The organism is Microbacterium paraoxydans, from assembly GCF_018224615.1.
GTDB classification, from domain to species: Bacteria; Actinomycetota; Actinomycetes; order Actinomycetales; family Microbacteriaceae; genus Microbacterium; species Microbacterium paraoxydans_B.
Map to the genome: position 1 here is coordinate 764353 of NZ_JAGTUK010000002.1, position 24581 is coordinate 788933.

Below are 24581 nucleotides of genomic sequence, written 5' to 3' on the forward strand. Positions count from 1 at the left end.
TGAACGACCCCGCCGGTCGTCTCTTGCTCGAGCGGTGCTGTGGGAGCACGTCGCTCCCGCGATGGTCCTGCGCATCCCGGTGAACGTCACCGCGGGTGGGCGGCGGCCGGCACCTACCGACGAACAACGAAGAAGGATTCATGAACCTCAAGAAGACCGGACCGCGGGCCTGGGGAGCCCGCGCCCTCCTCGGGGCGGGTCTTGCGACGGCGGTGGCCGTCGGCGCGCTGGTCGCACCGACGGCCGCGACGGCCGCCGCGGCCGCGCCCGATGGGAAGACCCAGGAGACCGCCGCCGCCTCGTGTTGGGAGATCAAGCAGAACTATCCCTCGCAGCCGAGCGGCGTGTACTGGCTGCAGACACCGAAACTCGTGTACCCGCAGCAGTTCTATTGCGACCAGGTCAAGGACGGAGGCGGCTGGGTGCTCATCGGCCGTGGACGCGAGGGCTGGAAGGAAGGCTACGACGGTCTCGGCAGCGCGGACGCCCTGCGCACGACGATCGACGGCACCGGGGCGTTCGCGCCCGCACAGCTGCCGGCGACGACGATCGACGGGCTCCTGAACGGCAACCGCGTCGACTCGTTGAGCGAGGGCATCCGGCTGCGTCGCGCCGAGAATACGGCGGGTACCGCGTGGCAGGAGGTCTGGTTCACGCTGGCGAACCGCGACCGCTGGGCCTGGACGTTCGGGGCGAAGCACCCGGTCCGCACCTGGTCGTTCACCGACGCGTCGGGCACGACCAACGGCACCGGTGGCATCACGAACCAGTTCGGTGACAGCGGCACATACACCTCGGTGGGGTATCGCGAAGACACCGACCCGGCCTGGAAGTTCCGCGCCGGCTGGTCGTATGCGGGCGGAGTCTCCGGAACGTACGATGCGTCGTCGTACCTCTGGGGACCGGACGGCCGCGGCTACGCTCGGCCGTTCACTCAGGTGTTCATCCGACCGCGGCTGACGCAGGCGGACCTCGACTTCGGCACGGTGCCGACCACGGGAACCCCGGCGCAGACGCAGCGGGCGATGCCCGAGACCGGCGCGATGAAGACCACGTGGGGTGTGTCCGGTCTGGCGAACGGCAAGACGACCGAGACCAACGTCGAGGTCGCCGCGTTCGGCGAGGCGGCAGGCAAGGTGTTCGTCGGCGGGAACTTCCGCTATGTGCAGCAGACGAAAGACGGCACCGGCCAGGTCGAGCAGCCCTACCTTGCTGCCTTCGACGTGAAGACGGGGGCGTGGGTGAACTCGTTCCTGCCGAAGCTCGACGGGCAGGTGAAGGCCATCCAGGCTCTTCCGGATGGACGCGTCGCGATCGGCGGCCAGTTCTCGACCGTGAACGGGGTGTCGCAGCCGGGGCTGGCGATCCTCGACCCGGCGACGGGGCAGCTGTCGGGTTGGCAGGTGAAAGCGGAGCACCGGGCGACCGGCGGCGTGCCGTACATCCACGGCCTCGACGTACAGAATGGCTACCTGTACGTGGCTGGTGCCATGACGCACCTGACGTCGGTCAGTGCTACCCCCACGACGGCCTCCACGTGGAACGGTGGTCGGATCATCCTGGCCACGGGCACGCCGGACACGAACTGGAACGCAAACCTCAACGGTACGGCGATGGCCACCGACGCGTCCGACCAGGGCGACCGCACTTACTTCGCCGGGTACTTCACATACAAGCAGGGGACGTACACACCGGACGGCACGGCGATCCAGACGGCCACCGGTGCGCCACTGGTCACCCCGGTCTGGCGGCCGCAGTTCAGTGCCGGGACGGTCAACCCCGACGGCACGATGAGCGGCGCCACGTATCAGGACGCGGTCGTCGAGGTCGGTGGTCGGGTGTATCTCGGTGGATCTCAGCACTCGCTGTTCGCCTACGACCGCAACACCTTCGCGAAGCTCAGCGGGTCCGTCACGGGCTACCAGCCTTCGCTGGGCGGAGGGGACTTCCAGACCGCGGAGAGCAACGGCTCGGTCGTGATCGCCGGCTGCCACTGCGGCTACTACGTGTACCAGGACGGGACGACCTGGCCCGACTTCACCGGGTGGACACAGGCCGACAAGATCACCCTCGTCGGAGCGTGGGATGCGAAGACGGGGGACTACATCAAGGAGTGGGCTCCGGTCCTCGAGGCGCGCGCCGGCTACGGCGCGTGGGCGTCGATGTATGACAGCACGGGCAACCTGTGGGTGGGGGGCGACTTCAATCGGTCGCAGCTCACTGGTGGCGCGGCGCAGTGGTCGGGGGGTTTCGTGCGGTTCGCTCCGCGCGACACCGTCGCCCCGAGCACGCCGGGCGCCATCTCGTCGACGCCGAACGCGGGTGGCACCACGACGACCCTCTCGTGGGGTGCTTCGACGGACGCCGCCAAGGTGACGTACGAGGTGTTGCAGGGCAATCGTGTGATCGCCACGACGACCTCGACGTCGTATGTCGCGCCGGTGACCGCGACCCCGACGAACTACTACGTCAGGGCGCGCGATGTGCAGGGCAACCGGTCGGCGTCGACGGCGGCGTTCGCGGTGGCTCCGGCTCCGTCGACGGCGCTGACGCTGGTACCGAACGGGGACTCGTGGTCGTGGCGGTACTCGTCGGATGCGCTGCCGTCGAACTGGAACGCGGTGACGTTCGACGCCTCCTCGTGGGCGGTCGGCAAGGGCCTGTTCGGGCGGGGTGTCTCGGGGGCGGCGACGAACATCGATCCGTCGAACCTGGCGACCAAGCCGCTGAGCGCCCAGTTCCGGAAGACGTTCACGGTGGACGACCCGACGACGGTGGTCAACGGTAAGGTCTCGGTGATCGCCAACGACGGGGCGGTGGTGTACCTCAACGGCGTGGAGCTGGGGCGGGTGCGGATGCCGTCCGGCGCCATCACCCAGAACACGCTGGCGACGGGGGTCGTATCCAACGCGACGGCCGTGGGCGCTCGTGCTGTGTTCACGGTGCCGGCGGGGGCGCTGGTGAAGGGCACGAACGTCCTGGCCGCGTCGATCCATGCGAATTACCGGACCACGACCGACCTGAGCTTCGATCTGGCGTTCACCGGGGAGCGGGCGGCGGCTCCGTCTCCGGTGACGGGGTTGACGGCGACGCCGTCTCAGACGTCGGTGGCGTTGACGTGGACGGCTCCGGCGGGGACCACGGCGGCGGCGTCGTATGTGGTGTCGCGCAACGGGGTGAAGGTCGGGACGGTGACGGCGCCGACGACGTCGTTCACGGACACGGGTCTGACGGCGTCGACGGCGTACTCGTACACGGTGTCGGCGGTGTCGGCGGCGGGGGTGTCGTCGACGCCCGCGTCGGTGTCGGCGACGACGACGGCGGCTGCTCCGGTGGCGGGGGTGTCGGTGCCGGCGGGGTCGTCGTGGTCGTGGCGGTACTCCGCGGACGCGTGGCCGGCGAACTGGAACACGACCGCGTTCGATGCGTCGTCGTGGGCGACCGGGTCGGCGGTGCTGGGGCGTGGGGGGACGGTGGCGACGAACATCGATCCGTCGAACCTGGCGACCAAGCCGCTCAGTGCCCAGTTCCGGAAGTCGTTCACGGTGACCGGTGCGTCCACGGTGAAGGACGGGACGGTGTCGGTGATCGCCGATGACGGGGTGGTGCTGTATCTGAACGGGGTGGAGCTGGGGCGGGCGAACCTGCCCACCGGCACGATCACCCAGAACACGTACGCCACCGCGGCTCCCCGCTCGGGCACGGCGGCGGGTGCGAAGGTGACGTTCCAGGTGCCGGCGAAGCTGCTCGTGGAGGGCACGAACGTGCTCGCCGCGAGTGTGCACGCCAACTACCGCGGCACCCCGGACCTCAGCTTCGACCTCGCCCTCACCATGCCGAGATAGAAGCCGACAGCCACCTGCCCGGGGAGGGGCAGGAGAGGGGGCACACGACAGGGGCCGGACGCCACGCGCGTCCGGCCCCTGTCTGATCTCCGCGCGGTCACCGTTCGGGCGAGGCCTTCCAGCTCACCGCGTCGCGGGGAGAGTCCACCAGCACCGCGTCGATGCCGAGGTGGCCGAGCTCCCGGTACCGGTCCGCGTCGGTCACCCCGATCACCATCAGGTTCGCGCGGTCCTTCGGGTCCAGACACGCGACCGCCTCCCGGTCCCACGGCGTGACCTCCACCTCGGTCGTCGCCGTGCCCGAGGTGAACGTCTCGCTCACCGCGACCGTGCGCCGGTCCTCGAACGCCATCCACGTCCCGTCGGCCGGGGGTGCGTCGCAGCGGTGAGCGAGCGCGATCTCCAGCAGCCGCTCGCGCGTGAGATCGCGGTCTTCCGCGACCTGCACGCCGCCGGCGGCGCGGGCCGCCCCGGTCGCGGTCGCATCGGTCGAGTACACGACCGTGTTCGCGGTCCGGTGGGTGTCGCGCAGCACCGCGACCACAGCCTGCACGAGCGGTTCGGGGTCGGCCTGCTTGAGGTCGAGGAACAGCAGCCGGTCCCTCGGCACCTCGGCCAGGGCCTGACGCAGCGTGGGCAGCAGGGCAGGATCGGAGCGGAACGGGGTGTCGGTCGTGCCGCGGGGGTGAAAGTTCCAACCGGCGTTCAGGCGGGTCAGCTCGGCCGCGGTGTGCTCGGCGACGGTGCCGGTGCCGTCGGTGTTCGCGGCCAGGTCGACCGGACGGTACAGCACCGGGACGCCGTCCTCGGAGAGCTGCACGGTGAGCCACAGCCCATCGGCGCCGTCCGCGAGCGACCCGCGGATGCCCTCCAGGGTGTTCTCCGGGTAGTCGGCGGTTCCGGCCCGGTGGGCGATGATCAGCGGCTCGTGCCGGTGCCGGGCGGCCGCGGTGCGGGCGTCCGCAGCGTTCGGCTGTGCCGCGGGACTGCTCGCGGCGAGGGCCTGCTCGCCGGCGGCCGCGGCGAGCGGGAGGAGGCAGCCGAGCGCGAGCGCGGCGGCGGCACGGATCCAGGGGGTCGACGGACGGACGGACATGGTGATGCTCCTTCACAGGGTCCCCGCCGCTTCCAGTGGACTCCCCGCCGCGCGGGGAGGCTACCAGCGCCTGCACCGCCGGGCCGGTATACCCTCCACGGCCGTGCACTCGTCGCCGCCGTCACACCCGCGAGATCGGGGGAGGTGCCGCCGTATTCTGGGCTCATGGCCTACGCAGAATCGATCGTCGACCTGGTCGGCGACACGCCCCTCGTGAAGCTCCAGCGCGTCACGGAGGGCATCGCCTGCACCGTGCTGGTCAAGCTGGAGTACCTCAACCCCGGCGGCTCGGCGAAAGACCGCATCGCCACCCGGATCATCGACGCAGCCGAAGCAGCCGGCGACCTGGCCCCCGGTGGCACGATCGTCGAGCCCACCAGCGGCAACACCGGGGTGGGGCTCGCCCTGGTCGCCCAGCAGCGCGGATACCGGTGCGTGTTCGTCGTGCCGGACAAGGTGGGCGAGGACAAGATCGACGTGCTGCGCGCGTACGGGGCGGAGGTCGTGGTCACGCCCACCTCGGTCGCGGCGGACAGCCCGGAGTCGTACTACAGCGTGAGCGACCGGCTGGCGCGGGAGATCCCCGGGGCGTTCAAGCCCAACCAGTACGAGAACCCCAACGGGCCGCGCAGTCATTACGAGACCACGGGACCGGAGATCTGGCGCGACACCGAGGGCACGGTCACGCATTTCGTCGCCGGGGTCGGCACGGGCGGGACCATCACGGGCACGGGACGGTATCTGCGCGAGGTGTCGGAGGAGCGCGTGCGCATCATCGGCGTCGACCCGGAGGGCAGTGTCTACAGCGGCGGAACCGGACGGCCGTATCTCGTCGAGGGCGTGGGGGAGGACATCTGGCCCGGCGCCTACGATCCCTCGGTGCCGCACGAGATCGTGGCCGTGAGCGATGCGGAGGCCTTCGCGATGACGCGGCGTCTGGCGCGCGAGGAGGGCATCCTCGTCGGCGGGTCGAGCGGCATGGCGGTCGTGGGGGCGCTGCGCGTGGCCCGCGAACTGCCTGCGGGGGCCGTGATGGTGGTGCTGCTGCCCGACGGCGGGCGCGGTTACCTGGGCAAGATCTTCAACGACGGGTGGATGCGCTCGTACGGCTTCAGCGACGTGGAGGACGGGGAGACCGTGGCCGACGTGCTGGCCGCCCGGTCCCCGCGCGCCGACGCCGGGCTGCCCGACCTCGTGCACGCGCACCCCACCGACACCGTGCTGGAGGCGATCCGCATGATGACGGAGTACGACGTGTCGCAGCTGGTGGTGCTGAGCGCGGAACCGCCCGTCATGATGGGTGAGGTCGTGGGAACGGTCGACGAGAAGGGGTTGCTCGACCTGCTGTTCCGTGGCGACGCCGAGCCGAGCGACGCGGTGGGCTCGCACGTCGGCGAGCGCCTGCCGCTGATCGGCATCCACGCTCCGGTCGCGCAGGCGAGGGCCGCTCTGGCCGAGGCCGATGCGCTGCTGGTCACGGAGGACGGCAAGCCGCACACGGTGCTGACGCGCCAGGATCTGCTCGCCTACCTGGCGCGCTGACGCGGGGCGTAACAGGGGCGGTCGCGCCGCCGGGCCCGGTCGTAGGCTGAGGGCATGTCCGAGCACGCCTTCGCCACCCGAGCCATCCACGCGGGCCAAGCGCCCGACCCCACCACGGGGGCGATCATCCCGCCGATCTACCAGTCGTCCACGCACGTGCAGGACGGCATCGGCGGCTTCCGCGAGGGGTACGAGTACAACCGTGCGGGCAACCCGACGCGGTCGTCGCTGGAGACGCAGCTCGCGGCGCTCGAGGGCGGCGCGAGTGCGCTGTCGTTCGCCTCGGGACTCGCCGCCGAGGATGCGCTGTTGCGCGGCATCCTGAAGCCGGGCGACCACGTGCTGCTCGGCAACGACGTGTACGGCGGCACCTACCGTCTGCTCACCCGCGTGCTCGCGCCCTGGGGCATCGACACGACCACGGTCGAGCTGTCCGACGTGGATGCGCTGCGCGCGGCCCTGCGTCCGGAGACGAAGATCGTGTGGCTCGAGACGCCGAGCAACCCGCTGCTGAAGGTGGTCGACATCGCCCTGATCGTCGAGGTCGCGCACGCGGCGGGCACGATCGTGGTGGTGGACAACACGTTCGCGTCGCCCGCGCTGCAGCAACCGCTCTCCCTCGGTGCCGACCTGGTCGTGCACTCGACCACGAAGTACCTCGGCGGCCATTCGGATGTGCTGGGCGGGGCCGTGGTGTTCGGCGATGACCGGTTCGTCGAGCCGGTCAAGTTCCAGCAGTTCGCGGTGGGCGCGGTGTCGGCGCCGCTGGATGCGTGGCTCACGACGCGCGGCATCAAGACGCTGGCGGTGCGCATGCGCCAGCACTCCGAGAACGCGCAGGCCATCGCGGAGTGGGCGGCCGCGCGGCCGGAGTTCGCCGAGGTGTACTACCCGGGTCTGTCGTCGCACGCGGGTCACGCGGTGGCGTCGCGGCAGATGAGCGGCTTCGGCGGCATGCTGTCGCTCGGGCTCGCGGCCGGGGCCGAGGCGGCGCGCGCGTTCGCCGAGAGCACGAGCGTGTTCCAGCTGGCGGAGTCGCTGGGCGGCGTGGAGTCGCTGATCGGCTATCCGCCGGAGATGACGCACGCGTCGGTGCGCGGCACGGAGCTGGCGGTGCCGGAGAACGTGGTGCGCCTGTCGGTCGGTATCGAGGATGCGGCCGACCTGATCGCCGATCTGGAGGAGGGGCTCGCGCGCATCGCCCGCTGATGCGCGCGGCGCCGCCGTGGCGCCGGGGCTTCGATACGATGGAGGGTCTTCTCTCGATCGAATCGATTCGAACGAGTTCTCCCTCGAATCCTGGAAGGACCTCGTGTCCGACGCCCCACGCACCGACAGCACGCCCACGATCCCCGCGCCGGAGCGCACCGCGACCGGCAGCATCCGCACCTCCTCACCGACCGGAGCGATCCGCACGCTCGGGTCGAACCCGGCCACCGCGCCGATCATGCTGCACCCGGGCGACGCCATCCCCCTGGGCCGCCGCACCCTCACGATCATCCTGCTCGGGGCGCTCACGGCTCTCGGCCCGTTCACGATCGATCTCTACCTGCCCGCGTTCCCGGTGCTCGAGGAGGACTTCCAGACCACGGCCGCCGCGATCCAGCTCACGCTGACCGGCACCATGATCGGGTTCGCGCTCGGTCAGCTCATCGTCGGGCCGCTCAGTGACAAGGTCGGCCGTCGCCTGCCGCTCATCCTCGTCACGGCGTTGCACGTGATCGCGAGTCTCGGAGCCGCGTTTGCGCCCGACCTGCTGCTGCTCGGCGCCGCGCGCGTGCTGATGGGCGTGGGAGCTGCCGCGGGTGGTGTCGTGGCGATGGCCGTCGTGCGCGACCTGTTCGGCGGACGGCGTCTCGTGGTGATGCTGTCGCGGCTCGCCCTCGTGTCCGGCGTGGCCCCCGTGGTCGCACCGCTGATCGGCTCGTGGCTGCTCACGCTCATGCCGTGGCGGGGGATCTTCGGGGTGCTCGCGGCGTACGGCGTGGTGATGCTCGTGTCGACCGTGCTGTTCATCCGGGAGACGCTGCCGGTCGCGCGGCGCAAGGACCCGGGCGGGGCGACCATGCGCGAACGGTACCGCTCGGTGCTGACCGACCGCGTGTTCCTCGGTGTGCTCGTGATCGGTGGCATGACCTTCTCCGGTCTGTTCTCCTACCTGTCCGCGTCGCCGTTCCTGTTCCAGGTGACGCACGGGCTCGACCCGCAGCAGTACGGTCTGCTGTTCGCGGTGAACTCGCTCGGCGTGGTGGCCGGTGTGCAGACCGCCTCGCGGCTCGCCGCCCGGTTCGGCCCGCAGTGGGTGATGGCCTATTCCACCGCGGTGCTGCTGCTCGCCGCGTCCGCCATCGTGATCACCGACCAGCTCGGCCTGGGGCTGTGGGGCACGGTGATCCCGCTGTTCGTGTTCATGACCGCCTGCGGCTTCACGTTCCCGAACGTGCAGGTGCTCGCGCTCGACAGGCACGGCAAGGCCGCCGGCACGGCCGCGTCGATCATCGGCGCCACGAACTTCGGCGTCGCCGGCCTGGTGTCTCCGCTGGTCGGGTGGATCTCGCACGACGCGGGCATCACCGCGACCACCATGGCCTCGGTCATGGTCGGCTGCGCCGCGGTGGGGATCCTCGCCCTGTGGTTCGTGGTGCGTCCGCGCACGGTCGGCATGCTCACTCCCTGATATCGCAGGCACCATCGGCCAGAATGGGACGATGAACCGACGCATGCTGCTCTGGTGGGGCGTCTCCTGCCTGCTCCTGGCCACCGCACTGGGCGCGTTCGTCGTGTTCACCTCGCCGCAGACGTTCGCGTTCGACCGGTGGTGGAACGAGACGATCGTGCGCATCCGCGCCGACTGGATGCTCGACTTCGCGATGGTGCTGAACTGGATCGGTGGCGGCTGGGTCGCGATCCTCGGCGTGCCGCTGCTGTCGATCCTGATCCTCCTGCTGCTGCGGCGTTGGCGCGGGGCGCTGTTCGCCGCGATCTGCTTCCTGGCGAGCGCCGGGGCGGTGCAGCTGCTGAAGAACATCTTCGGACGGGCCAGACCCGACGACATGCTCGTGGTGAGCGACTACGGCTCGTTCCCCTCCGGGCACACCGCCAACGCGGCGACGATCGCCGTGGTGGTGTGGATCCTGTTCCCGCGCGTGTGGACTGCGGTCGTGGGCGTGTTGTGGGTGCTGGCGATGGCGCTGTCGCGCACGTTCCTGTCGGTGCACTGGGCCACCGACACGGTCGGCGGCGCGCTGGTCGGTGCCGGGGTGGTGCTGATGCTGGCGGCATGGCTGCTGCCGTGGGTGCGCGCCGACGTGGAGGACAGGGCCGCCCGCGCCGATAGGCTGAGCAGGACCTGACCCCAGCCCGAGGAGTGCTCCGTGGCGCGTATCCGCCCGTATCGGCCCACCGACCGTGCCGCGATGTACGAGATCTGCCTGAAGACGGCCGATGCCGGAGGCGACGCGACCGGCATGCTGTCGGACGACGACCTGTGGGGCGCGCTGTTCGCGGTGCCCTACGTGGAGCGGCATCCGGACCTCGCGTGGGTGGTCGAGGGGGAGGACGGCCGCGCCATCGGCTACCTCGTCGCGACCGACGACACCGACGCGTTCTACGCCTGGTTCCGTGACGTGTGGTGGCCTCCGCTTCAGGAGCGCTATCCGCGCCCCGCGACCGTGGACGACCGCGAGAGCCGACTGATCGAGTACGCGTACACCCGGGAGCCCGGCGCGGAGCCGCACGCCGCGGAGTACCCGGCGCACCTGCACATCGACCTGCTGCCCGAGACGCAGGGGCAGGGGCTGGGCCGGCGCCTGGTCGAGACCCTGTTCGCCGAGCTCCGCCGTCGCGGCGTGCCTGCGCTGCACCTCGGCATGGACCCCGCCAATGCGGGCGCCGGTGCGTTCTACGACCGGCTCGGCATGACCCGACTCGCCGAGACCCCCGGCGGTGTGACCTACGCCGTGCGCTTCGACGACACCGAGCCCGAGGCCCGCTGAGGCGTTCCGACAACGACGAAGGCCCCCGCGACGGCGGGGGCCTTCGTCGTTCTGCTTTCTGGCGGTGACGGCGGGACTCCGGTGCTCGCTTCGCTCGCTCCTCCCCGAATCCCTCGGCGGACGGGAGAAAGCAGGAAGGGCCCCCGCTGGCGCGGAGACCCTTCCTGCTTTCTGGCGGTGACGGCGGGATTCGAACCCGCGGTTGCTTGCACAACACACGCTTTCCAAGCGTGCTCCTTCGGCCGCTCGGACACGTCACCAGGGAACAACCTGTCCATCCTATCCGATGCGGTGCGCCGCGCGTGACAGGGAGTGCGCGGCCGCTCCGACGTAGGATTCCGAGGTGGCAACCCCCAAGATCGTGCTCTTCTACGCCTTCACCCCGCTCGCCGATCCGGACGCCGTGCGCGTATGGCAGCGCGACGTCGGCGAGGCGCTCGGCCTGCGCGGACGGCTGCTGATCTCGACTCACGGCATCAACGGCACCCTCGGCGGAGACCTTCCCGCGCTGAAGAAGTGGGCGCGGTCGTTCCGGTCGTACGCGCCGTTCCGAGACGCCGACCTCAAGTGGAGCGAGGGGACCGGACTGGACGAGCACGGACGCAGCCTCGACTTCCCGAAGCTGAGCGTGAAGGTGCGCGAGGAGATCGTGTCCTTCGGAGCCCCCGGCGAGCTGCGCGTGGACGAACACGGCGTCGTGGGCGGCGGTGTGCGTCTCAGCCCCGAGGCCCTGCACGAGCTCGTGGCTGAGCGCGGCGACGAGGTCGTGTTCTTCGACGGTCGCAATGCGCTCGAGGCGCAGATCGGACGCTTCCGCGGCGCTGTCGTGCCCGACACCGAGACCACGCGTGACTTCGTGAAGCTGCTCGACTCGGGCGCCTACGACGACCTCAAGGGCAAGCCGGTCGTGACCTACTGCACGGGCGGCATTCGCTGCGAGGTGCTGTCGAGTCTGATGACCGCGCGCGGCTTCGGCGAGGTGTACCAGCTGGAGGGCGGCATCGTCCGCTACGGCGAGAAGTACGGCGACGACGGGTTGTGGGACGGGTCGCTGTACGTGTTCGACGGCCGCGGATCCGTCGACTTCAGCGACCACACTCGCGTGATCGGGCGCTGCGCGGGCTGCGGTGCCGCGACCAAGCGCACCGCGAACTGCCCCGACCCCTCGTGCCGCGCGCAGTTCGTGGTGTGCGCGGACTGTGACGCCGTGCGCTGCGACGCCCACCCCGCCACGACCGTCGTCTCCTGAAACCCGCGCGCGCCCGCCTCAGGTCAACAGTGCCGCGTCCGCTCCGCGCGGGGCATACAGCGACCGCGGCAGCAGGCGGGCGCGCACCCGGGTCGGACCGTCGACGCTGCGCTGGAGGCTGGACAGCACCGCGCGGAGGGGCTCGGCGAGGTCCTCGGTCTCCGCGACGCCGGGGCGGGCGTAGTTGGCGCGCTCGACCGCCGAGGTCAGGCGCTGCAGAGCTGCGGCGTCCGCGCCGCGGTCGCGCACGAGTCCGGCGGCTCGCGCGCGGGGGCTGTCCGCGTCCGATACCGGCAGTGCGAGGTCGAGCAGGGTGTCGCGCAGTTCCGCCCATGCCGCGGCCGCATCGCCCCGCGCCGCGCGTCGCAGTCGCAGCCGCCGCTCGGTGAGCCGCACGAGCCACGGGAGCAGCAGCACCACCACGATCGCGGCCGTGATCAGCGTGACCGGTGTGGGGTCGAGGCGTCGCAGCTCGCCCGCACCGGACGACTCCGCGCCGGTGTCGCCGCGGTCGACCTCCGGGCCCTGGGTCTCCTGCGTCTGCGGAGCCGTGGTCGGTACGGGTTCGGTGACCCCGCCGGTGGTGCCGCCCTGGGCCACGCCGGCGCGGAAGGCCGTCGGCACGCCGAGCGACGCGGTGGGCTCGAACGCCACCCAGCCGATCCCGGGGAACAGCACCTCGGGCCAGGAGTGCAGCTGGTCGCTGGTCACGGAGAAGATCGACTCGTCGCCGCGCTTCTCGTCGGTGAGCGAGCCGGGGAGGTAGCCGACCACGATCCGCACGCGCATGTCGAGGCTCTCCGCCATCAGGGCGAACGCGCCGGCGAAGTGCACGCAGTACCCGGAGCGCTCCTCCAGGAAGCGGGCGACCGCGTCGGCACCCGTCCCGTCGAAGCCCTCTTCCACCGGTGTCTCCAGGGAGTAGGAGAACTGCGCGCGGAACCAGTTCTGCAGTGTCACGAGCCGGTCGTAGTCGGTGTCCTCGTCCGCGGTGACCTCGCTCGCCAGCTCGGAGATGATCTCGGGCAGCTCCACGTCCTCCGCGTCGGGATCCCGGAGTCGAGCGGCCGCGTCGACCGCCCGGATCTGCTCCAGCGTCGGCGTGACGCGCGTGGAGCTCACGGTGTAGTCGTTGCCCGCGGCGTCGGAGCGGCGCGAGAACAGCGTGCGGTTCTCGGGCGCCACGCGCCACGACGCGTTCAGTCCGGAGACGTCGGTGGCGGGGTACGGCACCGGCAACCACGAGCTCGACATCCGCAGGATGCGGATCGACGTGGTGGCGTCCTCGGTCGCGATGCCCTCGCCCCACTCCGGCTCACCGAAACCTTCGGCCTGCGACTGCAGGTCGCCGCGGTCGGGCTGCCACACGCGACCGTCGAAGCGGGACAGCGTGGTCAGACGCAGGTAGGGCGCGGTATCGGCGTCGGTGGCGAGCGTGAGCACCTCGACGGGGTTGGGCTGGCGCAGATCGTCACCCAGACGCAGTGAGGCGTCGACCGTCACGCCGACCCCGGTGCCGGCCATGGTCGGGGCGACCGGCAGCGCCGGAGCCAGGATCAGCGTGGCGGCGACGGCGGCCGCGCCGACACCCGTGGCGACGGAGATCGAGCTCCGTCGTGGCGAAGAGGCGTCGCGCTGCGCGGTGACGCGGAACAGCAGCAGCGCGGTGATCGCGAGCGCGACGAACCACACGACGTTCGGATCGCCGAACGTGACGATCATCGGCACCGCGCCGATCACGCCGATCAGCACGGTGGCCAGCACGGCGGAGCGCTGTGCGACCAGGTGGTCGAGCAGGATCGCCACGATCGCGAACCCGGCGCCGAGCGCGGCGGCGAGTCCCGTGGAGGCGTCGAGCGGCGCCGAGCCGAACACGATCTGCTCCCACGCGGCCGCCCCGAGCCGCTCGAACACCGCGATGGTCGTCGCGGTGGGCACCACCCCGAGCACCGCGGTGTCGCCCGCCAGCAGGAGGGTCAGCGTGCCCACGGCGACCACGAGCTGGGCGAGCAGCGCGCCGAGATCGCCGAGTCCCGCGTGCCGGCGTCGCAGCAGGTGGCGGACGAGCATGCCCGTGCCCACCACGGCGACCACGACCAGCACGACCGTGAACGACCAGGCGCCGGGCGTGATCACCGAGGTGAAGGGCCACAGGGCGACGAGTGCCCCGACCGCGGACAGCACGCCCGTGGCCACGAAGCGGTCCGGTTCGTCGCGGTCGCGGTGCCAGCGGGGCACGGTGCGCGGGGGCGGCGTGGCGGCGCGGGGTCGCTCAGCGCGGAACATCACCGGCTCCGCCCCGTGCGGCCAGCGCGTCGTCCCAGGCCTCGGCCACGTCGCTGCCGAGCGTGGCAACGGTCCAGCCGTGCAGTCGTGCCGCCTCGGCCGCACCCGGCAGCGGCTCGGCCGCGAACAGCAGCGGGGCCGCGGCCCCGGCGGGACGCAGCAGCGCGGCGTCCTCCTCGTCGAGCCGTCCGGTGACGAAGACCAGGGGCCCGGGCGGGGTTCCCCCGATCAGTGCGGCGAGTTCGCGGGCCTCGCCGCGGGGGGTCACCAGGGCCAGGGCCACGAGCAGTCCGTCGCGGTCGTCCTCGTGTCCGCGCAGGGCGCCGAGCAGCGTGCCGGAGGTGTCGATCACGTCGACGCTGTAGCCCTCGGCGGCGAGGTGCAGCGCGGCGGAGGCGCACAGCGAAACGGCCGACTCGAAGCCCGGGTCGGCGGCGTCGCCCGCGGCGTCCCAGTGCCCGGCGCTCCGGTCGAGCACGACCAGCGCGTCGGGGCTCGACTCCTCTTCCTCCTGGCGCACCATCAGCTGCCCGCGGTGGGCGGTCGCGCGCCAGTGGATGCGGCGCATCGAGTCGCCGGGGGCGTAGCCGCGGGGGGACAGGTTGTCGCTGCCCTGCCCGAGGCGGGTCGAGGACGTGTGGGCCGTGCCGCCCGCCGCCCCGATGCGCACGGCGAGCGGCGTGAGCGCGAACACCTCCGGCACCACGGTGATGGTGCGCGTGTCGCCGAACGCCTGCTCGCGCTGTGCGAGTCCGAACGGGTCCACCGTGCGGAGCATGAGGGGCCCGAGGGGCCAGACGCCGCGCCGCACCCCCGTGATGAGGTAGCTGAGCTGCGCCGTGTCGGCCGGGTATTCGCCGCTGGAGTCGCCGGCGACGGCGTCGGGGAGCACGTCGTGCCAGAGGCCGTGCGGCACCCGCAGCGCCCGCAGGGTGAAGCGCACCGTGACGCGCGAGGCCTCCGACACCGTCAGCAGGTCGGTGGAGATCTGTCGCGTGACCGTGCCGGAACGCCGGGGGAGTCGCACGGCCAGGGCGGAGAACAGGGTGAGCGCGGCGAGGAACACACCGACGTAGAGCAGGATCCGGGCACCGAGGATGTTCGCCGCCACCACGCAGGCCAGCGCGGCGACGAGCGCACCGGTGCCCCGGCGGGTGAGGAGGCGTCGTCGTCGCATGGGCCGGGGCTCAGGACCGGGTGGCGACCGGGACGCGCACGCGCTCGGCGATCTGGGTGAGCGCGGCCTCGATGGGCTGGGCTCCGGCGCGGTGGGCGCCGCGGGCGGGGAGCAGGCGGTGCGCGAACACGGGGATGAGCAGCGACGTGATGTCGTCGGGGATGACGTAGTCGCGCCCGTCGAGAGCGGCCCACACCTTCGCGGCGCGCACGAGCTGCAGGGTCGCGCGGGGGCTCGCGCCGAGATGCAGGCTGGGGTCGGACCGGGTGGCCTGGGCGAGCGCGACCGCGTACTCCTCCAGGGCCGGTGCCACGTGCACGGCGCGGGCCCACGCAATCAGCTGCGCGACGGACGCGGCATCGGCGACGGGCGTCACGGTGGCGAGCGGGTTCACCACGTCGCGCTGCCGCAGCATGAGGGCTTCCGCCGCGGGGTCGGGGTAGCCCATCGAGATGCGCATCATGAACCGGTCGCGCTGCGCTTCGGGAAGCGCGTACGTCCCCTCCATCTCCAGCGGGTTCTGCGTGGCGACCACGAGGAACGGGTCGGGCAGTCGGTGCGTGGAACCGTCGACCGTGACCTGCCCCTCCTCCATGGCCTCCAGCAGTGCGGACTGCGTCTTGGGGGAGGAGCGGTTGATCTCGTCGGCGATCACGATGTGCGCGAACACCGCGCCGCGCTTGAACTCGAACTCGCGGTCGACCGGGTTGTACACCGAGACCCCGGTGACGTCTCCGGGCAGCAGGTCGGGGGTGAACTGGATGCGGCGGACGGTGGCGTCGACGCTCGCGGCCAGCGCACGGGCGAGCATCGTCTTGCCCACGCCGGGTACGTCCTCGATGAGCAGGTGCCCCTCGGCGAGCAGGCACACGAGGGCGCTGCGCACGGCGTCGGGCTTGCCGTCGATGACCTGGCTGATCGAGCCGAGAATCGCCGCGGTCTGGGCGGCGAATCGTTCGGCGTCGATCGTGACCGGGGTCAGGGGGGCGTTCTCTGGCATGCGTTCCCTCTCAGGTCGACGCAACGATGCGCGTGAATCGATCGTACGCTCCGGGCGGCGTGCGGGACCATGCCCGGGTGCGTTCGCCGTGCCCCGGCGGGTCGGGTAGAGTGGACGACGGCTCTCCGCGTGGCGGCATCCAGGCCAATTCCCCCAGGGCGGAAACGCAGCAAGGGTAACCGGGCTCTGCTGGGTGCGCGGAGGGTCTTTTCTGTCTCGGGGCCGCGCACACAGCCGTTCGTCGGACGGGCCTGCGACAATCGAGCGGTGACCGTTCCCCCTCCTTCGCGGCCGCCGCACCCGCTCGCCCGCTTCGCGTCGCCGGTGCTGCTGCTGGCCCTGATGTGGCTGGTGCAGTTCGCCGATGCCGTGCTGCCGGGGACGTTCACGGTGTTCGGGATCCGCTCGTGGGATCTGTCCGGACTGGGCGGCATCGTGCTCGCGCCGCTGCTGCACGCCAGTTGGGCGCACCTGATCGCCAACTCGGTGCCGTTCCTGGTGCTCGGCTGCCTCGTGGCGGTCGAGGCAGCACGGCGCTTCTGGGCCGTGACGGCGATCGTGGCCGTGGTCGGCGGGCTGGGGACGTGGCTCGTGAACGCTCCGGGCACCCTCACGGTGGGCGCGTCCGGGCTGGTCTTCGGGTACTTCGGTTACGTCGTGATGCGGGTGTTCTCGCCGGGGCGGGTCGCGCACCGCATCCTGTACGCCGTGATCGCGGTCGTGGTGATCGGGGTGTACGGCGGCACCATGCTCTCCGGGGTGTTCGGCGTGGCGGACGGGGTCTCGTGGCAGGGGCACCTGTTCGGCGCGATCGGCGGTGGCGTCGCGGCGCTCGCCGGGCGCCCGCGTTCCGAGACGAGGGCCGTCCGGCGATGAGTTCGGCGCGCGCGAAGCCGCGGTCCGGCGGTGCCAGGGCGCGGCGCGGATCGGCGGCACGGCGCTCTCCGGCCGCCCGCCGTCGGGCGACCGCGCGCCGTCGTGCGGCCTCGCGTGCGCGTCGCCGGGTTCTGCTGCGGAGGGCACTCGTGTCCGCCGGGGTGATCGCAGTGGTCGCTGGTCTCCTGGTGCTCATCCCGCTCGGCCTCGCGCGCGACCCGGCACCGATCTGCATCGACCGCCCCGAGACGTTCCCCGCGGCGGGCATCCAGGGGTGGAGCGGCGAGCAGTTGGAGAATGCGGCGACGATCGTGCGCACCGCCTCCGCGCTCGGCTTCGGCCGCGACGGTCAGATCCTCGGCGTGATGACCGCGATGGGGGAGAGCAGCCTCCGCGCGATCGACTACGGCGACTGGGAGACCAGGGGCTGGACCAACCCGGACGGTTCGCGCACCACGAGCATCGGTCTGTTCCAGCAGCAGGACTGGTGGGGCAGCGTGGAGCAGCGGATGGACCCGGCGGCCTCGGCCACGCTGTTCTACGAGCGGCTCGCGCGGCTGCCGGCGTGGCAGTCGATGCCGCCGTCCCACGCGATCCACCGCGTGCAGATCAACACCGATCGCGACTACTACGCCCGCTACCAGGAAGACGCGACGGCCGTGGTGGACGCCCTGTCCGGCCCGTGCGAGTGACGGCCGGATAGTCACGGCACCGGCCGGGTGCGTTCGGCGGCGCCCCGCCTAAGCTGGGGGCGTGGCGCGGAGCATCTACATCACCTCGGCCGAAGGCCATACCGGGAAGTCGACGATCGCCCTCGGGGCGCTCGACGCTCTGATGCGCGTCTCGCCGCGCGTGGGGGTGTTCCGACCGATCGCGCGGTCGGTCGCGGAGCGCGACGAGATCCTCGAGCTGCTGCTCGCCCACGACGGCGTGCAACTCGACTACGACGACTGCATCGGGGTGAGCTACGACGACGTGCGCGCCGATCCCGAGGCGGCTCTGGCGACCATCGTCGCGCGGTTCAAGGCGGTCGAGGCGCAGTGCGACGCGGTCGTGATCGTGGGCAGCGACTACACCGACGTCGCGAGTCCGGCGGAGCTCGGGTTCAACGCCCGCATCGCCGCGAACCTCGCCGCGCCCGTGCTGCTCGTGCTCAGCGGCCGCGACCAGCAGCGCCAGGCCGAACAGCTGGGCACCACGACCGCGCGCACTCCGGCCGCGGTGGGTCAGATCGCGGCGCTCGCGCTGTCCGAGCTCGCCGCGGAGCGCGCGGAGCTGTTCGCAGTCGCCGTGAACCGCGCCGACCCCGAGGCGCTGGAGCGGATGGTCGCCGCGGTGCGCGCTGTGCTTCCGGCCGACCGCACCCCGGTGTGGGCGATCCCGGAAGACCGCGCGCTGGTGGCGCCGTCCATCCGCGGCATCCTCGCGGCGATCGACGGCACGCTGCTGGCGGGGGACGAGGAGCGTCTGACCGCGGTGGCCCTGTCGATCGTGGTTGCGGGGATGTCGATGGTGAACGTGCTGCCGCGGATCACGGAGGAGTCCGTGGTGGTGATCCCTGCCGACCGCACCGAGGTGCTGCTGGCGGCCCTGCTCGCCGACTCGTCCGGCACGTTCCCGCGCATCGCCGGCATCGTCCTCAACGGCCCCTTCCCGCTTCCGGCCCCGATCCTGCAGTTGCTCGACGGCGTCGGCTCGTCGGTGCCGATCATCACGACTGATCTCGGCACGTACGACACGGCGGTGCGCGTGATGGGCACGCGCGGACGGATCACGGCCGATGCCCGCGGACGGTATGACCGGGCGCTGGGTCTCTTCCAGGCGCACGTCGACATCGCCGAGCTGACCGAGCAGCTGGGTCTCGCGGAGGCGCACGTCGTGACCCCGCTGATGTTCCAGTACGGCCTGATGGAGCGGGCGCGGGCCGACCGCCGCCGCATCGTGCTGCCGGAGGGCGACGACGACCGCATCCTGCGCGCGGCGGCCACGCTGCTCGCGCGCGACGTGGCCGACCTCACGATCCTGGGCGACGAGTCCGCGATCCGGGCTCGGGCTGCGGAGCTCGGCGTCGACATCGCGGGCGCGCAGGTGATCAGCCCCACCGACCCCGAGCTGGTGCCGCGCTTCGCGGAGGAGTATGCACGGCTGCGGGCGCACAAGGGCGTCACGCTGGAACGTGCGGCCGACACGGTCACCGACGTGTCGTACTTCGGCACCATGATGGTGCACCTCGGGCTCGCCGACGGCATGGTGTCGGGTGCCGCGCACACCACGGCGCACACGATCCGGCCGTCGTTCGAGATCATCAAGACCAAGCCCGGGGTGACCGTGGTCTCCAGCGTCTTCCTGATGGCGCTCGCCGACCGCGTGCTGGTGTACGGCGACTGCGCCGTGATCCCCGACCCCACGGCGGAGCAGCTGGCCGACATCGCGATCTCGTCCGCGACGACCGCGCAGCAGTTCGGCATCGACCCGCGCGTGGCGATGCTGTCGTACTCCACGGGCGAGTCGGGCAGCGGCGCCGACGTCGACAAGGTGCGGCAGGCCACGGCCCTCGTGCGCGAACGCGCGCCGGAGCTGCCCGTGGAGGGGCCGATCCAGTACGACGCGGCCGCCGATGCCGCGGTCGCCAAGGCCAAGCTGCCCGATTCCGCGGTGGCCGGACGCGCGACCGTGTTCGTCTTCCCCGACCTCAACACGGGCAACAACACCTACAAGGCCGTGCAGCGGTCGGCGGGCGCCGTCGCGATCGGCCCGGTGCTGCAGGGCCTCAACAAGCCGATCAACGATCTGTCGCGCGGAGCACTCGTGGACGACATCGTCAACACCGTCGCGATCACTGCGATCCAGGCGCAGGGCGCGGCCCGGGAGGGGGAGCGGGCGTGAGCGCGATCCTGGTGATCAACAGCGGGTCCTCGTCGCTGAAGTACAGCCTGATCGACGTCGAGCGGGAGGATGAGCTCGCGAGCGGGCTGATCGAGCGCATCGGCCAGGAGTCGAGTCCGGTGTCCCATACGGTCCGCCCGGTCGCCGATGCCTACGCGGTGCCGACCATGCTTGAGGCCACCTACCGCGACGAACGGTCGATCCCCGACCACGAGGCCGCGTTCGAGGTCATGCGCGAGCAGTTCGCGGCGCACGGACCGTCGCTCGACGCGCACCCTCCGGTCGCTGTGGGGCACCGCGTGGTGCACGGCGGCGCGCGGTTCTACGCCCCCACGCTGATCGATGCCGACGTGGAACGCCAGATCGGCGAACTGGCGGTGCTCGCTCCGCTCCACAACCCGGCGAACCTGGCCGGGATCCGTGCCGCCAGGGCCGTGTTCGACGCGGTGCCGCACGTGGCGGTGTTCGATACGGCCTTCCATCAGACCCTGCCGCCCGCGGCGTACACCTACGCGATCGACGCACAGCTCGCGGCCGAGCACCGCGTGCGCCGTTACGGGTTCCACGGCACCAGCCACCAGTACGTGAGCGAGGCTGCGGCGCGCTTCCTCGGCCGCGACCTGGGCGAGCTGCGGCAGCTGGTGTTCCACCTCGGCAACGGGGCCTCGGTCACCGCGATCGACGGCGGCCGCTCGGTGGAGACCTCGATGGGGCTGACGCCGCTCGAGGGACTGGTGATGGGCACGCGGTCGGGCGACCTCGACCCCGCCGCGCTCGTGCACCTGTCGCGCCGCGCCGGGTACACGATCGACGACCTGGATGCGCTGCTGAACACCCGCAGCGGGCTCGCCGGCCTGGCGGGGCGCAGCGACATGCGCGACATCCTCGCGGGGGTCGAGGCCGGGGATGAGGCGGCCGTCCTGGCGTTCGACGTGTACGTGCACCGGCTGCGCGCGTACGCGGGGGCCTACATCGCGCAGCTCGGCGGCGTCGACGTCATCTCGTTCACGGCGGGCGTGGGGGAGAACGCGGCGCCGGTGCGCGCGGCGGCCATGTCGACGCTCGGCTTCGCGGGCGTCGAGCTCGACCGGGAGCGTAACGCCGCCAGGGAGCGGGGGATCCGCGTGATCTCGTCCGACTCCTCGCGCGTGGCGGTGCTGGTGGTGCCGACCGACGAGGAGCTCCAGATCGCCAGGCAGACGGCCGAGCTGCTCTGATCCGAGCCGCGGGGTTACCCCGTGCGCGCTGCCCGCATTACGCTGGCACAGTGGCACGGAGAGGTGCCGATCCGTCCCTCGCCCTTCTCCTGGAGGCCCTGTGCCAGAAGCACTGCCCGACCTGCTCCTCGCCGAAGGAGTGCTGTTCGATCTCGACGGCGTGCTCACGCCGACCGCCGAGGTGCATATGCGGGCGTGGAAGGCGGTGTTCGACGACGTGTTCGCGCGCTGGGGCATCACCCCGCCGTACACCGACGAGGACTACTTCGCCTACGTCGACGGCAAGAAGCGGTACGACGGGGTGGCGAGCCTGCTGCGCAGCCGCAACGTCGAGGTGCCGTGGGGCTCGGTCGACGACGACCCCTCCGCCGAGACGGTCTGCGGCATCGGCAACCGCAAGAACGCCGCGTTCGCGGCCTCGCTGCGCGGACAGGGCATCGCCCCGTTCCCCGGTTCGCTCGCGCTGATCGAGCGCCTGCACGCGGCCGGTGTGCCGATGGGGGTCGTGTCGAGCTCGAAGAACGCCGAGGAGGTGCTCGCCGCCGCGGGCATCCGTTCCTTCTTCCGTGTCGTGGTCGACGGCGTCGTCGCGGAGCGCGACGGCCTGGCCTCCAAGCCCGCGCCGGACATGTTCGCGGCGGGCGCGGCCCGCCTCGGCGTCGACCCCGCGCGCAGCGTCGCCGTGGAAGACGCCACGTCCGGCGCCGCCTCCGCGGCCGCTGCCGGCTACGCGACCGTGATCGGCGTCGACCGCGGCACGGGTGCCGACGCGCTGCGCGCCGCCGGAGCCACGCACGTGGTCGACGACCTCGCCGCCCTGCTTCCCGAGACCCCCACCGACACCCCGGAGACCGCATGATCGACCGCGAACGCTTTCCCGTCGACCCGTGGCGTCTGATCGAGACGCGCTATTCGGAGGAGGGCGTCGGCGAGACGCTGTTCTCGGTGGGCAACGGCTACCTCGGGCTGCGCGGGAACCACATCGAGGGCCGCGGCGCGCACGAGCACGGCACGTTCATCAACGGTCTGCACGAGACCTGGCCGATCCGTCACGCCGAGCAGGCGTACGGTTTCGCCGAGGTGGGCCAGACCATCGTGAACGCGCCGGATGCCAAGGTCATGCGGCTGTACGTCGACGACGAGCCGATCTCGCTGGACGACGCCGATGTGCGCGAGTACGCCCGCACGCTCGACATGCGCACGGGTGTGCTGGAGCGCCGCGTGGTGTGGGAGACGCCGTCGGGCAAGCGCGTGCGCATGCGCGACCAGCGGCTGGTGAGCTTCGAGGAGCGGCACCTCGCGGTGCTGCGGCTCGAGGTGGTGGTGGAGAACGCGGACGCGCCCGTCACGATCAGCTGCCAGCTGCTCAACCGTCAGGACGGTGCCGGCGTGTATGCGGGCACGCCGATCGCGGCCAAGGGCGCCGGTTTCGATCCCCGCAAGGCGGAGCGCATCGCCGACCGGGTGCTGGAGCCGGCCGAGCACTGGCAGGACGGGCTCCGCTCCGCGCTGTCGTACCGGGTGGCGGCGTCGGGCATGACCGTCGCGGTGGTCGCCGACCACATCGTCGAGACCGAGAACGAGTACAACGCCCGCACGCTGTGCGAGCCGGATATCGCCAAGAACGTCTTCCGCGTGCAGGCGAAGGCGGGCGTGCCGATCACGATCACGAAGCTCGTCAGCTACCACACGTCGCGCGGCGTGCCCACGCGCGAGCTCGTCGACCGCTGCCGTCGGTCGCTCGACCGCGCGAGCGACGAGGGCGTGGAGTCGGTGTTCCGGCGTCAGCGCGAGTGGCTCGACGCGTTCTGGGAGCGCAGCGACGTGCAGATCGGCGGGCGCGACGACCTGCAGCAGGCCACGCGCTGGTGCCTGTTCCAGCTCGCGCAGGCGTCGGCACGCGCGGACGGGGCTGGCGTGCCGGCGAAGGGCCTCACCGGCTCGGGCTACAGCGGCCACTACTTCTGGGACACCGAGATCTACGTGCTGCCGTTCCTCACCTATACGACGCCGCGCTGGGCCTACAACGCGCTGAGGGCTCGCGTGAAGATGCTGCCGGCCGCGCGTCGCAGGGCGGCACAGCTCAACGAGGCGGGGGCGCTGTTCCCGTGGCGCACGATCAACGGCGAGGAGGCCTCGGCGTACTACGCGGCGGGCACGGCGCAGTATCACATCAACGCCGACATCAGCTTCGCGCTCGGCAAGTACGTGCGGGCCACGGGCGACGAGGCGTTCCTGCGCCGGGAGGGCGCCGACATCGCGATCGAGACGGCGCGGCTGTGGGCCACCCTCGGGTTCTGGCGCGGCGCGCGACTGGTCGAGCAGTCCGACGCGGGGGACGGGCTGCAGACGTTCCACATCCACGGCGTCACGGGCCCGGACGAGTACACCACGGTCGTGAACGACAACCTGTACACGAACGTGATGGCGCGCTACAACCTCCGCTACGCCGCCAAGGTGGTGCGGGAGATCCGCGACAGCTACCCCGAGGACTACGCGGCGCTGGTCGAGCGCACGGGTCTCGGCCCTGGCGAAGCGGAGTCGTGGGAGCGCGCTGCCGAGGCCATGTACATCCCGTACAGCGAGAGCCTGGGCATCCACCCGCAGGACTCGCTGTTCCTGGAGCGCGAGGTGTGGGATCTGGCGAACACCCCCGCGGATCAGCGTCCGCTGCTGCTGCACTTCCACCCGCTGGTCATCTACCGGTTCCAGGTGCTGAAGCAGGCCGACGTCGTGCTGGCGCTGTTCCTGCAGGGCAACCACTTCACGCCGGAGGAGAAGAAGGCCGACTTCGACTACTACGACCCGCTGACCACGGGCGACTCGACGCTGTCCGCCGTGGTGCAGTCGATCCTGGCGGCGGAGGTCGGGTATCAGGATCTGGCGCAGAAGTACTTCGAGCAGTCGCTGTTCGTCGATCTGCACGATCTGCATCACAACGCGTCGGACGGCGTGCACGTGGCGTCGGCCGGTGGGGTGTGGACGGCGCTGGTGTGCGGCTTCGGCGGCATGCGCGACTATGCGGGCGACCTGAGCTTCGATCCTCGGCTGCCGGTGGGGTGGCCGTCGCTGTCGTTCCCGCTGCAGTGGCAGGGGTCGGCGCTCACGGTGACGGTCACGCGCGAGGAGCTGCGGGTCGAGGTGCGCAGCGGTCCGCCGGTGCCGTTCAGCGTGCGTGACACGGCGTATTTCGCGACGCTCGAGGATCCGGCGGTGGTGCGGCTGGCCGACCAGGGACCCGTGATCCCCGGACGCCCGACGCTGCGCGAGTTCGCGGATGCCCGGCGCGACGACGGCACGCGGCTGTCCGCCTCGGTGCCGGTCATCACGACCGCGATTCCGGTGATCGAGCCGATCGACTGAGCCGGGTCGCGCCTCCGCCGTCGAGGTGGGGGCGCGACCCGCCGAACGT

Annotated in this window: 17 protein-coding genes, 1 tRNA gene and 1 other RNA gene; 14 read left to right on the forward strand and 5 right to left on the reverse strand. The window is 71.6% G+C overall.

Annotated elements, in window-relative coordinates; translation table 11 throughout:
- The first annotated feature begins 140 nt into the window (after positions 1-140).
- The gene (locus tag KE274_RS16680) at positions 141-3845 is read left to right on the forward strand and encodes a fibrinogen-like YCDxxxxGGGW domain-containing protein (RefSeq protein ID WP_211543080.1); all 3705 of its coding nucleotides are present in this window, start codon (positions 141-143) and stop codon (positions 3843-3845) included.
- 97 nt (positions 3846-3942) lie between these two features.
- Here KE274_RS16680 and KE274_RS09450 read toward each other — a convergent pair whose 3' ends face one another.
- Positions 3943-4941: a glycerophosphodiester phosphodiesterase family protein gene (locus tag KE274_RS09450; protein ID WP_211543082.1), complete on the reverse strand. Its 999-nt coding sequence runs from the start codon at positions 4939-4941 to the stop codon at positions 3943-3945.
- A gap of 165 nt (positions 4942-5106) precedes the next feature.
- Here KE274_RS09450 and KE274_RS09455 point away from each other — a divergent pair, with 165 nt between their 5' ends.
- The 5 genes from KE274_RS09455 to KE274_RS09475 all read left to right on the forward strand — a co-directional run bounded on the left by KE274_RS09455 (position 5107) and on the right by KE274_RS09475 (position 10478).
- Positions 5107-6483: a cystathionine beta-synthase gene (locus KE274_RS09455; protein ID WP_211543083.1), complete on the forward strand. Its 1377-nt coding sequence runs from the start codon at positions 5107-5109 to the stop codon at positions 6481-6483.
- A gap of 54 nt (positions 6484-6537) precedes the next feature.
- Positions 6538-7692 (forward strand): cystathionine gamma-synthase, encoded by a 1155-nt coding sequence (locus KE274_RS09460; protein ID WP_211543085.1) that lies wholly within the window; start codon positions 6538-6540, stop codon positions 7690-7692.
- Positions 7693-7795: 103 nt separating this feature from the next.
- Positions 7796-9160: a multidrug effflux MFS transporter gene (locus KE274_RS09465; protein WP_439957712.1), complete on the forward strand. Its 1365-nt coding sequence runs from the start codon at positions 7796-7798 to the stop codon at positions 9158-9160.
- Between the two features lie 31 nt (positions 9161-9191).
- Positions 9192-9836, forward strand: coding sequence for a phosphatase PAP2 family protein (locus KE274_RS09470; RefSeq protein ID WP_249186153.1), 645 nt, complete (start codon positions 9192-9194; stop codon positions 9834-9836).
- 21 nt (positions 9837-9857) lie between these two features.
- Complete coding sequence (locus KE274_RS09475; protein WP_211543087.1) at positions 9858-10478, forward strand: GNAT family N-acetyltransferase; 621 nt, start codon at positions 9858-9860, stop codon at positions 10476-10478.
- Between the two features lie 172 nt (positions 10479-10650).
- Here KE274_RS09475 and KE274_RS09480 read toward each other — a convergent pair.
- Positions 10651-10738 (reverse strand) — tRNA-Ser (locus KE274_RS09480).
- A gap of 83 nt (positions 10739-10821) precedes the next feature.
- Here KE274_RS09480 and trhO point away from each other — a divergent pair.
- Entirely contained in the window at positions 10822-11727 is a 906-nt protein-coding gene (gene trhO, locus KE274_RS09485; RefSeq protein ID WP_211543089.1) for an oxygen-dependent tRNA uridine(34) hydroxylase TrhO, read from the forward strand.
- 18 nt (positions 11728-11745) lie between these two features.
- Here the strand turns inward: trhO and KE274_RS09490 are convergent, their stop codons facing one another.
- The 3 genes from KE274_RS09490 to KE274_RS09500 are packed head-to-tail and all read right to left on the reverse strand — an operon-like array spanning position 11746 to position 16190.
- Entirely contained in the window at positions 11746-14013 is a 2268-nt protein-coding gene (locus KE274_RS09490) for a transglutaminase family protein (protein WP_211543092.1), read from the reverse strand.
- Positions 14000-15190: a DUF58 domain-containing protein gene (locus KE274_RS09495; RefSeq protein WP_211543094.1), complete on the reverse strand. Its 1191-nt coding sequence runs from the start codon at positions 15188-15190 to the stop codon at positions 14000-14002. The genes KE274_RS09490 and KE274_RS09495 overlap by 14 nt, the downstream gene beginning before the upstream one ends.
- Positions 15191-15200: 10 nt before the next feature.
- Positions 15201-16190: an AAA family ATPase gene (locus KE274_RS09500; protein WP_211543096.1), complete on the reverse strand. Its 990-nt coding sequence runs from the start codon at positions 16188-16190 to the stop codon at positions 15201-15203.
- A 116-nt stretch (positions 16191-16306) separates the two neighbouring features.
- Here KE274_RS09500 and ffs point away from each other — a divergent pair.
- The 7 genes from ffs to KE274_RS09535 all read left to right on the forward strand — a co-directional run bounded on the left by ffs (position 16307) and on the right by KE274_RS09535 (position 24532).
- Positions 16307-16403: signal recognition particle sRNA small type (gene ffs / locus KE274_RS09505), an RNA gene on the forward strand.
- A 54-nt stretch (positions 16404-16457) separates the two neighbouring features.
- Complete coding sequence (locus KE274_RS09510; protein WP_211543098.1) at positions 16458-17066, forward strand: rhomboid family intramembrane serine protease; 609 nt, start codon at positions 16458-16460, stop codon at positions 17064-17066.
- Positions 17063-17758 carry a hypothetical protein gene (locus tag KE274_RS09515; protein WP_211543100.1) on the forward strand — a complete coding sequence of 232 codons (696 nt, stop codon included), beginning with the start codon at positions 17063-17065 and terminating at the stop codon, positions 17756-17758. Before KE274_RS09510 ends, KE274_RS09515 begins: the two co-directional genes overlap by 4 nt.
- 61 nt (positions 17759-17819) lie before the next feature.
- Positions 17820-19952 carry a phosphate acetyltransferase gene (gene pta, locus KE274_RS09520; protein WP_211543102.1) on the forward strand — a complete coding sequence of 711 codons (2133 nt, stop codon included), beginning with the start codon at positions 17820-17822 and terminating at the stop codon, positions 19950-19952.
- The gene (locus tag KE274_RS09525; RefSeq protein WP_211543104.1) at positions 19949-21169 is read left to right on the forward strand and encodes an acetate/propionate family kinase; all 1221 of its coding nucleotides are present in this window, start codon (positions 19949-19951) and stop codon (positions 21167-21169) included. The genes pta and KE274_RS09525 overlap by 4 nt, the downstream gene beginning before the upstream one ends.
- A 100-nt stretch (positions 21170-21269) precedes the next feature.
- On the forward strand, positions 21270-22028 hold the full coding sequence (locus KE274_RS09530; protein WP_211543106.1) for a beta-phosphoglucomutase family hydrolase: 759 nt from the start codon (positions 21270-21272) through the stop codon (positions 22026-22028).
- Positions 22025-24532 (forward strand): glycoside hydrolase family 65 protein, encoded by a 2508-nt coding sequence (locus KE274_RS09535; RefSeq protein WP_211543108.1) that lies wholly within the window; start codon positions 22025-22027, stop codon positions 24530-24532. Before KE274_RS09530 ends, KE274_RS09535 begins: the two co-directional genes overlap by 4 nt.
- Positions 24533-24581: the final 49 nt, after the last annotated feature.